Genomic DNA, 12900 nt, shown 5'->3' with positions numbered 1-12900 from the left:
GACCTGCATCACGCAGCCCTGAGCTTGATCGATAAAATTACCTTTAAAAGTCTGTGACATCCGCCGGAGGCTTGGGCCAACAGGATGTTGGTCACTCAGGCGTTGCCGCAGGACGCGGCGATCTTAGCCAGAGTTCCACGATTATTCAGTTGGTGTTTTGTCCAACTGAATATAGTTGAACTTTTGTTTTAATTATAAACTTTTGTTTCAAAAAGTCAAAAGAAAAACTGACAACAAAAATTAGTTGTCAGTTATTAGTATTACTGTGGAGAGTCATTTAATGTACCATCTTCTAATACACGAGGTTGGATAAGTACTTCAACTCTTCTGTTTTGTGCACGTCCTCCAGCGGTATCATTGGAGGCTACCGGTCTAAATTCCCCATATCCTTTTGCACTAAAATAAAGAGGATTAATCGTATTATTTTCTACTAAGATTTTCAAAAAGTTAACGGAACGCATAACACTTAGCTCCCAATTAGATGAAAATTCATTACTTGAAATTGGGATATCATCAGTATGTCCAGTAATAACAACGTTTCTAGGCGGATCGAATACGAGAAGATCTGCTATATCTTCTGCAATTTGTCGATACTCCGGCTTCACTTCCGCATGTCCCATCTCAAACAATATATTATCTCGAATAGTAACGAGCAAACCTTCATTCGTTAACTTTGTTGCAAATTGCTTTTCTAATGCATTCACTGCAATGTATTCATCGACACTATCTTGAATACCTGCCAATGCTTGTTGGTCCTCTATATATGCAGAACTTTCATCTGCTTCATTTGTCTGATTTGGTGTCACTGGCATATCTAGGGGAGATGGATTTTCCATGAGGCCCGTCCCACCATCAAAAATTTGCGTAAATACTTGTGACATCTCCTCAAGCTTCTTTTGATCAACAGTACTCATCGAAAAAAGCACGATGAACAAAGCTAATAATAAGGTGAGAATATCTGCATATGGAATAAGCCAAGATTCATCCACATGCTCCTCCTCTTTTGTTCTTTTACGCTTCTTTGCCAAGGCCATCCTCCCCGCTTTCGCCTAAAATTTTCTTGCGGTCTGACATCGATATATAAGAAGCTAATTTTTGTTCAATAACACGTGGGGAATCTCCTTCCAATACGGAAAGAATTCCTTCTAGCATCATCGTTTTTTGACGAACTTCTTGTTTGGACTTCCGCTTTAATTTATTTGCAAACGGATGCCAAATTACATAACCTGTGAATATCCCCAACAACGTGGCTACGAATGCCGCTGAAATGGCATGACCTAGTTTTTCAATATCACTCATGTCTTTTAAAGCGGCGATTAGACCAATAACTGCTCCAAGTACTCCGAGTGTCGGTGCATATGTACCTGCTTGTGAGAATATGGAAGCTCCTCCTGCATGACGGTCTTCTAAAGCATCAATTTCTTCGGTTAATACGTCTCTAATATAATCCGCATTTTGACCATCAATGGCTAAGGTTAACCCATTCTTTAAAAAAGGATCTGTCACATCACCAGACTTACTTTCTAAAGCAAGTAATCCTTCTCTACGAGCTAAATCTGCCCAGCTAGAGAACATCTTAATAATTTCTGCATCTGATTCTAGTTTATTATCTCTAAAGAGTACTCCAAAAAGCTTTGGTACTCGTTTTAACTCACTAATCGGAAATGCAATAATAACTGCTGCAACTGTCCCAAAAATAATGATGAAAATTGCAGCTGGATTTAATAGTGCGTCCGGCGTAACTCCTTTGAAAAGCATCCCCACTAATAAGGAAACTATAGCAATTATAAGACCAAAAACTGTAGATTTATCCAATCTCGTAACCTCCACATTCTATTTCTTTACTTTATTTCGGCAATATTAAAGAAGTTTGAATATAAAACATACTTTTCTATAAGATAAATTCGACAATATTGAACAATTTTCTACTTTTTTAACTTCTATCCATATTGTCATATCATTCTAAAAACTGATACTATGAAATTAAGTATAGAAAGGGTGGATGAATTATGACTTTATTCGAAAAAAACCTAGAAAAATACGCTTCATTAGCAGTAGAAGTTGGGGTAAATATTCAACCAGGACAAAAGTTATACATTGCGGCATCTATTGATAGTGTCGAACTTGTCCGTTTAATCACTAAAAAAGCTTATGAAGTTGGGGCGGCACAAGTATTTGTAGACTTTTCAGATGATGAAATTACACGTTTACGTTATGAGCTAGCTCCAAAAGATTCTTTTGACTATTTCCCTTCATGGAAAGTACAAGAAAGAGAGCTTTTAGCTGAAGAAGGTGCTGCATTTATGAGCATCATTAGTCAAAGTCCTGATCTTCTAAAAGGAGTAGATACGGCTAAAATTGCTGCATTCCAAAAAGCTTCTGGGCAAGCTTTAAGTAAGTATCGTCAATATGTACAATCAGATAAAATCAGTTGGACAGTAATAGCATCCCCATCTAAAGCATGGGCAAATAAAGTATTCCCTGAATTAGCAGAAGAGGAACAAGTACCAGCACTATGGGAAGCTATTTTTAAAGCGGTTCGCGCAGATTTAGAAGATCCAGTCGCAGCTTGGAGAGAGCATGATTCTCTTTTACATGCAAAAGTAGATTATTTAAATAATAAAAACTATCAAAAACTACATTACACGGCTCCTGGAACAGATTTAGTAATCGAACTTCCAAAAGGACATCTATGGTGTGGTGCTAGTAGTGTAAACGAAAAAGGCGAAGATTTCATGGCAAATATGCCAACAGAAGAAGTATTTACAGTTCCCTTGAAAACAGGTGTAGAAGGTTATGTAGCAAGTAGTAAGCCGTTAAGCTATGGCGGAAATATTATTGACAATTTCACGATCACTTTCGAAAAAGGCCGGATCATAAAAGTAGAAGCAGAACAAGGGCAAAAAGTGTTGGAAAATCTTGTTGCTACTGACGAAGGCTCTCACTATCTAGGAGAAGTAGCGCTTGTACCACATGATTCACCAATTTCGAATTCAAATTTATTATTTTATAATACATTGTTCGATGAGAATGCTTCCAACCATCTGGCAATCGGAAGTGCATATGCTTTCTGCCTAGAAGGTGGAAAGAAAATGAGTCGTGAAGAACTTGCGGAAAATGGTTTAAATGAGAGTATTACGCATGTAGATTTTATGATTGGTTCAGATAAAATGAATATAGATGGCATTAAAGAAGATGGTACTACAGAACCTATATTCCGCGATGGAAACTGGGCATTTTAATATTATTTAGCTGAAGGCTTCGTTTCTAAATCTTTCTTCTTACTTTTTCAAGAAAGATAAGCTATAATAATAGTATCATAACTAGTGAGGTGTTTAATAATGGGCTTATTCACAGTTACAGTTCTTGGTTTTGCAGTATGTATAGGAATTTCCGGATATACAATCCTTCATTACTTCGCTAAAGGTATGAACTCAAAAGATGCAATCCAAGTAGATCCAAAACCTTCTAAATAATACAAACAACCGCATTTTATGCGGTTGTTTTTTTGTTTTCCAATATCGATATTCTTTTATTAAAACGTTCTATAATGAAATTAAGTTGGGTGGGGACATAGAACAATACGGTCGTATCTTAGAGGAAATAGTGAATCAATCTATCTTTGTGAGAAATCGATCGAACTCTCCAAATAATCAATCAACCTCCAATTTAATATATAGCAAATTCAAAACTCAGCTCGACTTTAGTAGCATCTTTGGACACTTCCACTATAAATGGAAATAATCTTGTCGGAAGTTATGTTCTAATTAGATGTCATTACGTCTCTTTTTCCTTTCATTTCGGTAACAATAGTGTTTCAAATTTATGACAAAATAGTACTTTTCATATATTTCAACATTAAAATATGATCTTAAATAACTAATTTCTATTGAAACATAAGTAAACTTCCAACATATAACATATGGCAATCCTCTATTTATCTATTATACTTACTAAGTATCTAGACTTCAGTGCATAGCCTTTCGGGGTCAAATGTGAAAAAGCTGCTCCTGCGAAAGCTCGTCGCAAACAAAATCGCTTGTGGTGGCTGAGGAACTGCCTCCTGGGCAAGCAGGATGCGGGTCATGTCTGCTTTGCCACAGGATGTAGCGCACTTTGCAGGCCTACCACCTCCCCATTTGTCTGTCGAAGGCCAGCAGGATGCAGGTCATGCAGTCGTTGCGAAATGTTCTTTTATTTTGTGACGAGCTTCGCGTAGGAGCAACACCATGTCGCGAATTTTGACAGTATTCTACTTGCATAGGAGCTTACACTTTTATTGTACGATTGAATTGGAGGAACAAAAATGTTTTCAAATGCACATATTGGAATAGATTTAGGAACAGCAAATACATTAGTTTATACAAAAAACAAAGGCTTACTTATAGATGAACCGACTGTTGTAGCAATTAATACAAAGACAAAAGAAATAGTAGCTTTCGGGGAAGAAGCCAAAAAAATGATAGGTAAAACACCTATATCAATCGAAGTAATAAGACCACTTCAAGATGGGGTTATTGCAGACTTCGATATTACAACTCAATTATTGAAACTATTAATGCAAAAAGCTAGCAAAAAATTAGGTACTGCACTTAGAAAACCGACTGTCATTGTTTGTACACCTTCCGGTGCAACATCTGTAGAGCGCAGAGCAATTCAAGATGCCGTCCGACAAAGTGGTGCAAAAGAAGTGCAACTCATGGAAGAACCTGTTGCTGCAGCAATTGGAGCTGGTCTTCCTGTGAATGAACCCGTTGCGAGTATGATTGTGGATATTGGTGGAGGTACGACCGAAGTTGGAATTATTTCGTTTGGTGGCGTAGTTGCTTCTAACACAGTAAAATCTGCAGGCAATAGAATGGATGAAGCCATTATTCATTTTATTCGAAAAGAATATAATGTCATCATTGGAGAACCAACTGCTGAAAATATAAAGAAAACAATTGGCCATGCATTAGTCCCACATACTGTAGAACAAATGGATGTACGCGGAAGAGATGTTGTAACCGGTTTGCCTAAAACAATCCATCTTTCTTCCACACAAATTCAAGGAGTTCTTAAAGAATCGCTTGAAATTATTTTAGAAGCGGTTCGAGCAACACTTGAAGTTATCCCACCTGAACTTTCTGGGGATATTGTAGATCATGGAGTAGTACTCACAGGTGGCGGTGCTCTATTAAAAGATATGAAAGAATGGCTTTCAAGTGTTATTGAAGTACCTGTTCATCTAGCACCTGAACCGTTACAATCAGTAGCAATTGGAACAGCAAAATCTTACTTCATGTCTGAACGTAAACAAAAAGCAGCTAAATAAATTTCAAACAAATAATAAGCAATCCCCTTAGATTTCGTATAAAATAAAAAGTAATATAAACTTTAGGGGGAACATTATGTCAAATTTAGATGAAATTTTATCTTTTAATAAGTCTTTTGTAGAAGAAAAGCAATACACGCCTTATTTAACTACAAAATTTCCAGACAAGCGAATTGTGATTTTAACATGCATGGATACTAGACTTACTGAAATGCTTCACAAATCAATGAACTTTAAAAATGGTGACGTAAAAATAGTGAAGAGTGCCGGTGCCGTTATTAATCATCCATTTGGTGGTATTATGCGAAGTTTGATTGTAGCCGTTTATGAACTTCAAGCAGATGAAATTTTTGTCATTGGACATCATGATTGCGGCATGAGTGCAATACAACCAGATAAAATAGTAGAAAAAATGATCGAAAGAGGTGTAGATTCGCGTACTTTCGATGTTTTAAAATACTCAGGTGTTAATATGGATAAATGGCTAGAAGGTTTTTCTGACGTAGAAGAAAGTGTTTTACATAGTGTGGATATGATTAGAAATCATCCGCTCATTCTACCAAGCATTCCTGTTCATGGTCTAATTATTGATCCAACGACTGGACGTTTAGACTTAGTTACAAATGGTCTTATCGACAAGAAATAGAGTATTTCCCGGGAAATCTACACATTAAAAAGCCAGTTGTTCAGTAATTGAACATCCGGCTTTTTAATTTCTTGTAAATACTCTTACCTTTTCAATATTCATCACTCAGTGAAGCGTACATATAATGGTCTTCCCACTTACCGTTAATAAATAAAAGTTTTCGAAGCAGCCCTTCTCGTAGAAATTCATTCTTTTCTAACACTTTAATAGAACCATAATTCCGTGGAGATACATAAGCCTCTATGCGATTTAAGTTGACATGCTCAAATCCAAAAGTTTTTACGATATGGGCTGCTTCTGATGCTATCCCTTTTCCAACAAATTGTTCATCAATAGAATAACCTATTAGTCCACTTGAAAAGGGCATTCTCTTTAGGCTATATAACGAGATATGGCCAATCATTCTATCCGTATTATGCTCGAATATGCCAAAACCAAATTCTCTTTTTTCTTGCATCAATAGCAAGGATTCTCTAATTTTCTCTCTTTGAACGGTAGTAGTGTAGTAGTCATCTCGGTGAAGCGGTTCATAGATGGACCAATAATATTTGTTTCGGCAAACCAGATCTGCTAAGCTTGGTGCATCTTTTATATTTAATGTCCGTAAATAACAAGTATCCCCTTCTAAGTAAATCAAGCTTTTTCACCCTTTTGCATTAGTAAATTGAATAAAATCGTTCACATCTTGAATGCAAAGGTCGATTCCTTTAATCCAAAACGCTTCTTTCGTAATATCTTCCCCTAAATGCTTCATCGCTAAATCTTCCACCGTCATCACTGCTGTATCTTGAAGTAGAGCAATGTATTTTTCTTCAAAGTTAGCACCTTCTTTAATAGCTTTCGCATAGATGCTTAGGGAAAATAGATACCCAAACGTATATGGGAAATTATAGAACGGTACGTCGGTAATATAAAAGTGTAATTTAGAAGCCCAGAAATGTGGATGAGTTGTTTCTAACGCATCGCCATACGCCTCTTTTTGGGCAGTTTCCATCAATTCATTTAATCTTGTTGCAGAGACAATTCCATTTTTACGTTCCTCATAGAATCTAGTTTCAAATAAATAGCGGGCATGAATATTCATAAAAAATGCTACACTACGTTGAATTTTATCTTCTAGAAGAGCAATTTTTTCTTCATCAGTTTTTGCTTCTTTTACTGCTGCATCCGCAACAATCATTTCGGCAAATGTTGACGCTGTCTCCGCTACGCCCATTGCATACTGACGATTCATCCAATGAACCGGTCTTAAAGCATATGAGTGAAAAGCATGTCCTAATTCATGTGCAAGCGTAGAAACATTAGACATGGATCCACTATACGTCATGAAAATACGGGATTCTTCTGAAACGGGCATTCCCGTACAAAAACCTCCTGGACGTTTGTTTGGACGATCTTCCGCTTCAATCCATCCTTTTTCAAAAGCATTTCTTGAAAACGCAGCAAGCTTAGGACCAAATTCTTTAAAATGCTTCAAAATAAAGGCAGCACCTTGTTGAAAATCCATCTTTTCAGTAGATGCACTAACCGGAGCATCCAAGTCATACCAATGCATTCTTTTTTCGCCTAGTATTGCCGATTTTCTCTGTAAATATTCGACGAATGGAGCTTTATTTTTGGAAATAGCTCCCCACATAGCATCTAATGTTTCTTGTTTCATGCGATTGATTTGCAAAGGTTCTTGTAAAACGTTATCCCAACCTCTTTTTTCGTATACAGCTAGTCGAAATCCAGCAAGATGGTTTAATGTTTTGGCGAAAAAATCTTCTTTTTCTGCCCATGCAGCTTCCAAGGCATTAAAAGATTCTTTTCGTATTGCTGCGTCCTCATGCGAACTTAAATTATTCACTTGTCCAACAGATAACTCTTTTTCCACTCCATCCAACGTTAATTTGATGCGAATGTCTCCTACTAGTAAATCGTATAGTTGACCCCAAGCATGATATCCATCAACGCTAAGAGTTGTTATCATATCTTCTTCTTTTTCAGATAGCATTTTCTTTGCTTCGTCTCTCCATTCGTTTAATACAAAAGCAAATGTTGAAAGTTCTTTTGTTTGAAGCAAATCTGCCCATACCGATTCTTCTGTCTGACCAAGCACTTGTTGGATAGTAAGCATAGAGGAAGACAATTTTGCATATAGAGATCCTACTTCCCCTTCTAATAACGCAGCTTGTTTATCCGTAGTGTCTTGTGCCAAGAAGCAGCCGATTACTGCCCCTCCTTCAGATAAGTTTACTGCAATATCCTTCAATTTGTTAATCGTATGTACTATTTGATCTACATCTTGAATAGATGATGGTGTATAAAAGCTTTTCAGCTCATCTTCAAAGACTACCAATTTATTTTTTACTTCATCCAAATGCTTTCGAAGTGCCGTTGAACTACTCCCCCCCACAAAAAAGGAATCTAAATCCCATACAACTGAATAAGTTTCTTCCAACATTAAATATTCCCCCTACAATTACAGTATATTTAAAAATCTAGTATACCATGTTTTGGGCTAACCAATTATGCTGTTTCGTCACATAATATTCATAATTGTAATTTGTAGTACGATTATTTCAAAGGTATACTTACTATATAGAAGGAGGAGATCGAATGGTCAAAATAATCCTTTTGATTTTAAGCTTTATTGCTACTATCACTGTACATATACTTGCAAACACACTTCCTATAAATGATCAAACAACTGATAGCATTTTAAATAGACTTCCTATATTTTTCACACCTGCCCATTATGTATTTTTCATTTGGATTGTAATATATATATTATTGGCATGTTGGATTTGGAATAGTATAAAAGAGTATTGGGCTACGCGACAACTCCCTTTAAAACGAGTTTTACTCTTCGCTGTTACCTCTATTTTTCATATAGCATGGATTCTTTTATGGCATTTTGAACTATTTAATTATTCTATTGTTATGCTGTTTGCTTTACTTGGAACCTTGTTTTTACTTTATATAACTTATCCCATACATCTACAAAATTGGATGAGTAGAATACCTATTTCTATTTATTTTGGATGGATTTTTATTGAGACATTCATAAATCTAGATTACCTTTTAACGTATTATGAATTCAGTGGGCTGGGAATAACCAAGTCTCTTTGGACTGTTATTTTCTTAACCATTGCCACAGCAATTGCTCTTCATTTCCGGTATCATTACGAAGACCGAGCAATTGTAGTGATTTTTATCTGGTCGTTTATAGGACTAGCTGTACGTCATCTGTTAAACGAATTACTCATATCGACTGCTTCTATATTTTTAAGCTGTGTGCTTGTTGTAGGCATCCTTTTCATCAAAAAAACGCCACCGAAAAATTAATTTCGGGTGGCGTTTTTTTATTAGTTAATCTAATTTTGTTAACAAAATCGGACCTTCTTTTGTTACTACAATAGTATGCTCGATTTGAGCCACCAATGATTTGTCAGGTGTTACGAATGTCCATCCATCTCCAGACTCTACAATATGCTCTGCTTTTTCAGAGATAAATGGCTCCACTGCAAGTACCATACCTTCCTTTAATATCGTTGGATCCCATGCATCATAATAATTTAGTATATGTTGTGGTGCTTCATGAAGCGACTTTCCAATTCCATGTCCCGTTAAGTTCATGATAACGTGTAAACCATTGTCTTTTGCTTCTCTTGCTACTGCTTTTCCGATTTGGTTTAAGCGAGCACCTGTCTTCACTTTTAACATCGCACGGTTGAAAGCACTTTCTGCTACTTTACATAGTTTTTCTTTTTCTGGATAGCCATCCCCCACAACAAATGAAATACCCGTATCCGAAAAGTATCCATCGTATGAACCAGACACGTCAATATTGACCATGTCACCTTCTTGAATGACACGTGATCCTGGAATTCCGTGCGCAACTTCCTCGTTTACACTAATACAAGTATACCCTGGAAAATCATATTCACCTTTTGGTCCTGAAATTGCTCCTGTTTCTGCGAACATTTTGCCTGCAATTTCATCTAGCTCTTTTGTTGTGACACCTGGTTTTGTTGCAGCCTGCATCGTATCGCGTACTTCTGCCACAATCCGACCAATTTTTTTTAACGCTTCTAACTCTTCATTTGTTTGTACAATCATCTATTTAAGATCCCTTCTCCTTTAACTGTACAATAATCATATCATATTTATACTCTATTCGGCAGTAAAAGCCGTGGTGCTTTTACGAACAAAATAACACATATAAATGCTGCAACTAAAAATACTGGAATCATATATGTAGAGTTATATATGAACGAATATAAGATTGGATTTTGATCCCCAGCAAATTCACTAAAAAATAGAATACCCGAAGTAACATGTGCTAAATAACGGAGAAATGCCGCGATAAACGTTCCAGCAATAACGGCTGTAGCCATTTTCTTCGTATCCTTGTTCTCCAACGCTCTTATAAACGCTGGTCTAAAGAAACCAGCGAATCCAGCGACCATAAATGCGATAAAATAATCAATTGCTACTTGTAAAACAACAATTTCAAAAGATAGTGGTGCTGCGTAAAAACGACCAGTCACTACTTGCAATAAACCGATTAACAATCCAGTAATTAGCCCTGCTACAACCCCACGTCGGAAAGCAATTAAAATGACCGGTACAAGAACGAACGTAACAGAACCACCTTGTGGCATACTAAATCCAATCATATCTAGTACATATCCTAAAGCTGCAAAAATAGCTATCTCAGCTAATAATAATATACGTTGATTTCTCATTGTTATCCCCTTTTTTCCCCACAAAAAAAACGACGCCTGGGATAGACCCAGACATCGCGCGATTGTCAGTTTCCATCCACATCCCTACGCAAGCTTGAACTTACAGGTTCGAAGGGTACAATCTCAGCCGCGTAAGCGACGCCCCTTGTGGTTATGAATTATTTAGTTCGAATTTATTGTAGCCCAATAAAATTAGGAATGCAACCCCTCTTTCCTTATTGTTATATACTTATGGAAAGAGTATATAACGGAGGGGTTACTAACATGATTGAATTGTTAAAAGATTTGATTCGTATTAAAAGTGATGATATCGAAGGGGCGAACAAGGCACTATTATATTGTAAATCTTGGCTCGAAGAACGTGATATTGCTCCAGTATTATATGAACATAATGCTAAATTCATGCTATTTGCTGAAATAGGTAGTGGAGATGACTGTATCGTATGGAATGGGCATGTAGATGTTGTCCCGGGTAATCCTGAACAATTCATCCCTTATATAGAAGGCGACCTATTGTATGGGAGAGGGTCTGCCGATATGAAAGCAGGAGTAGCAGCAATGATGCAAGCTTTCTACGAGCTTTCATTAGTTCCTCATAGACTAAAGAAAAAAGTACAATTGCATATTGTGACAGACGAAGAAACGTCTGGAGATACATCGAAGTTTCTAGTCGATCAAGGATTTCACGGAGATTTCGTCATTTGTGGTGAGCCAACTCAATTACATATTGGACTACAAGCAAAAGGAATTGTCCAATTAGATATCGTATTAAAAGGAAAATCTAGTCATGGAAGTCGTCCTTGGGAAGGGATCAACGCAATCGAGCAAGCATTTGCATTCGATCAAGAAATGCGCAAACTCTCTTTTTTATCTGCAAGAAATACATTTTATGATTATCCATCTTTAAACTTGGCAAAAATACATGCAGGTGAAAGATTCAATGTAGTACCGGACAAGTGTATAATATCATACGACATTCGCTTTGTGCCCGGACAACAAGCGGATAATATTATAAAAGAAATAAAACACGCAGCGAGCAGTCACTTTCCTGATAGCAATGTGATAATCCATTCTATAGCTCCTGCAGTAACCACAGAAGAAAACAATGAATATGTAAAAAAAATACAACAAATAACGTCTATTCTAACGGAACGCCCGACTAAGTTATTTGGTCAACATGGCTCTGCCGACACTCGCTTTTATGCAGAAACAGGTGCCGGTGCTATTGAGTTTGGACCGAGTGGTGCAGATTGGCATGGAGAGAAAGAATATGTGTTAATCTCAGCAGTACAGCAATTTAAACAAATCCTAATTTCATTTATTTTGGAATGAACGATATTTTAGAAAGGAGATTCGAATAAATGAATAATAGTAAAATGTTAAGTGCTTTATCATATTTTAGCGTGTTATTTGCACCATTCATTGTACCGATTATTGTCTTTTTTGTTTCACAAGATAAAGAAGTAAAATATCATGCAAAAAAGTCATTTATCTCGCATATTATACCAGTCGTCCTGATGATCATTATATTTATCAGTGTATTTGCAACTACAATCCCTACCACTTCTTCCATGTTGTTGACGTTTGAAAAACCATCTTTATGGTCAACATTTGGACCACTTTTATTTATCATGATATATATAATTATTTATATGATTGTACTAATATGGAATATTATACAAGGCATTAGAGTGTTAAGATAATGTTTATGGTACGATTATAAGGGGAATATAAACATCATAGAGAAAAGCCAGGGAGAGATATTAATGAAAGTAAAAGCTATCCTAAAAACCGCAATAAAATTAGCTCCAATCGTCTATCCGATTGTAAAAAAAGCAATAAAAGCTAAAAAAACTACGAAATAAAAACAAAAGCGCAAGCGCCTATGTTAGAGGAATACAGTCTAAGTTCGCGACATCGTGGTGCTCCTGCGCAAAGCTCGTCGCAAAATAAAAAAACATTTCGCAACGACTGCATGACCTGCATCCTGCAGGCCTCCGACAGGCAAATGGGGATGTGGTAGGTCTGCAAAGTACGCCACATCTTGTGGCAAAGCAGACATGACCCGCATCGTGCGGGCCCAGGAGGCAGTTCCTCAGCCACCACAAGCGATTTTGTTTGCGACGAGCTTCGCGCAGGAGCAGCTTTTTCCCATTTGACCCCGAGGGGCAACGTTCTTCTGCGACGAGCTGTGCGCAGGAGTAAGG

13 protein-coding genes and 1 riboswitch are annotated in these 12900 nt (G+C 36.9%); of the genes, 7 read left to right on the top strand and 6 right to left on the bottom strand.

Annotation, left to right across the window (positions count from 1 at the left end; genetic code table 11):
* Positions 1-260: 260 nt before the first annotated feature.
* Together motB and motA are read right to left on the bottom strand one after the other, a co-directional pair.
* On the bottom strand, positions 261-1028 hold the full coding sequence (gene motB, locus BMZ04_RS19440; protein WP_093276142.1) for a flagellar motor protein MotB: 768 nt from the start codon (positions 1026-1028) through the stop codon (positions 261-263).
* The gene (motA, locus tag BMZ04_RS19435; RefSeq protein ID WP_093276140.1) at positions 1012-1815 is read right to left on the bottom strand and encodes a flagellar motor stator protein MotA; all 804 of its coding nucleotides are present in this window, start codon (positions 1813-1815) and stop codon (positions 1012-1014) included. The genes motB and motA overlap by 17 nt, the downstream gene beginning before the upstream one ends.
* 194 nt (positions 1816-2009) lie before the next feature.
* On the opposite strand from motA, the gene BMZ04_RS19430 reads away from it, so the two are divergent.
* From BMZ04_RS19430 to BMZ04_RS19420, 4 genes are all read left to right on the top strand, one after another.
* Complete coding sequence (locus BMZ04_RS19430) at positions 2010-3242, top strand: aminopeptidase (protein WP_093276137.1); 1233 nt, start codon at positions 2010-2012, stop codon at positions 3240-3242.
* A gap of 99 nt (positions 3243-3341) precedes the next feature.
* A complete protein-coding gene (locus BMZ04_RS22960) occupies positions 3342-3476 on the top strand; it encodes a hypothetical protein (RefSeq protein ID WP_255368018.1) in 135 nt (44 codons plus the stop codon).
* An 830-nt stretch (positions 3477-4306) separates the two neighbouring features.
* Positions 4307-5314: a rod-share determining protein MreBH gene (gene mreBH / locus BMZ04_RS19425; protein ID WP_093276134.1), complete on the top strand. Its 1008-nt coding sequence runs from the start codon at positions 4307-4309 to the stop codon at positions 5312-5314.
* A 76-nt stretch (positions 5315-5390) separates the two neighbouring features.
* Entirely contained in the window at positions 5391-5960 is a 570-nt protein-coding gene (locus BMZ04_RS19420; RefSeq protein WP_093276131.1) for a beta-class carbonic anhydrase, read from the top strand.
* Between the two features lie 91 nt (positions 5961-6051).
* On the opposite strand, the gene BMZ04_RS19415 is transcribed toward BMZ04_RS19420, so the two are convergent.
* Both BMZ04_RS19415 and BMZ04_RS19410 read right to left on the bottom strand, forming a co-directional pair.
* Complete coding sequence (locus BMZ04_RS19415; protein WP_093276126.1) at positions 6052-6597, bottom strand: GNAT family N-acetyltransferase; 546 nt, start codon at positions 6595-6597, stop codon at positions 6052-6054.
* Between the two features lie 6 nt (positions 6598-6603).
* Positions 6604-8406 (bottom strand): M3 family oligoendopeptidase, encoded by a 1803-nt coding sequence (locus BMZ04_RS19410; RefSeq protein WP_093276121.1) that lies wholly within the window; start codon positions 8404-8406, stop codon positions 6604-6606.
* 155 nt (positions 8407-8561) lie between these two features.
* Here BMZ04_RS19410 and BMZ04_RS19405 point away from each other — a divergent pair, with 155 nt between their 5' ends.
* On the top strand, positions 8562-9290 hold the full coding sequence (locus BMZ04_RS19405; protein ID WP_093276107.1) for a hypothetical protein: 729 nt from the start codon (positions 8562-8564) through the stop codon (positions 9288-9290).
* Between the two features lie 24 nt (positions 9291-9314).
* Here the strand turns inward: BMZ04_RS19405 and map are convergent, their stop codons facing one another.
* Both map and thiT read right to left on the bottom strand, forming a co-directional pair.
* On the bottom strand, positions 9315-10064 hold the full coding sequence (gene map / locus BMZ04_RS19400; RefSeq protein WP_093276100.1) for a type I methionyl aminopeptidase: 750 nt from the start codon (positions 10062-10064) through the stop codon (positions 9315-9317).
* Positions 10065-10111: 47 nt separating this feature from the next.
* Entirely contained in the window at positions 10112-10693 is a 582-nt protein-coding gene (thiT, locus tag BMZ04_RS19395; RefSeq protein ID WP_093276096.1) for an energy-coupled thiamine transporter ThiT, read from the bottom strand.
* 64 nt (positions 10694-10757) lie between these two features.
* A riboswitch (TPP riboswitch) is annotated at positions 10758-10849 on the bottom strand.
* Positions 10850-10957: 108 nt separating this feature from the next.
* Here thiT and BMZ04_RS19390 point away from each other — a divergent pair.
* Together BMZ04_RS19390 and BMZ04_RS19385 are read left to right on the top strand one after the other, a co-directional pair.
* Complete coding sequence (locus BMZ04_RS19390; RefSeq protein WP_093276089.1) at positions 10958-12025, top strand: M20 family metallopeptidase; 1068 nt, start codon at positions 10958-10960, stop codon at positions 12023-12025.
* 29 nt (positions 12026-12054) lie between these two features.
* Positions 12055-12396 carry a magnetosome magnetite crystal formation protein family gene (locus BMZ04_RS19385; RefSeq protein ID WP_093276085.1) on the top strand — a complete coding sequence of 114 codons (342 nt, stop codon included), beginning with the start codon at positions 12055-12057 and terminating at the stop codon, positions 12394-12396.
* The last annotated feature ends 504 nt before the right edge of the window (positions 12397-12900 follow it).

Source organism: Psychrobacillus sp. OK032 (genome assembly GCF_900111345.1).
GTDB lineage: Bacteria > Bacillota > Bacilli > Bacillales_A > Planococcaceae > Psychrobacillus.
The sequence above is the reverse complement of the archived record's forward strand: the minus strand, read 5'-3'. Positions and strand labels throughout refer to the sequence as shown.

Excerpts from the sequence above, each read along its gene's own strand:
- BMZ04_RS19430 (WP_093276137.1), top strand. The coding sequence starts at position 2,010 with ATGACTTTATTCGAAAAAAACCTAGAAAAATACGCTTCATTAGCAGTA.
- BMZ04_RS22960 (WP_255368018.1), top strand. The coding sequence starts at position 3,342 with ATGGGCTTATTCACAGTTACAGTTCTTGGTTTTGCAGTATGTATAGGA.
- mreBH (WP_093276134.1), top strand. The coding sequence starts at position 4,307 with ATGTTTTCAAATGCACATATTGGAATAGATTTAGGAACAGCAAATACA.
- BMZ04_RS19420 (WP_093276131.1), top strand. The coding sequence starts at position 5,391 with ATGTCAAATTTAGATGAAATTTTATCTTTTAATAAGTCTTTTGTAGAA.
- BMZ04_RS19410 (WP_093276121.1), bottom strand. The coding sequence starts at position 8,406 with ATGTTGGAAGAAACTTATTCAGTTGTATGGGATTTAGATTCCTTTTTT.
- BMZ04_RS19405 (WP_093276107.1), top strand. The coding sequence starts at position 8,562 with ATGGTCAAAATAATCCTTTTGATTTTAAGCTTTATTGCTACTATCACT.
- map (WP_093276100.1), bottom strand. The coding sequence starts at position 10,064 with ATGATTGTACAAACAAATGAAGAGTTAGAAGCGTTAAAAAAAATTGGT.
- thiT (WP_093276096.1), bottom strand. The coding sequence starts at position 10,693 with ATGAGAAATCAACGTATATTATTATTAGCTGAGATAGCTATTTTTGCA.
- BMZ04_RS19390 (WP_093276089.1), top strand. The coding sequence starts at position 10,958 with ATGATTGAATTGTTAAAAGATTTGATTCGTATTAAAAGTGATGATATC.
- BMZ04_RS19385 (WP_093276085.1), top strand. The coding sequence starts at position 12,055 with ATGAATAATAGTAAAATGTTAAGTGCTTTATCATATTTTAGCGTGTTA.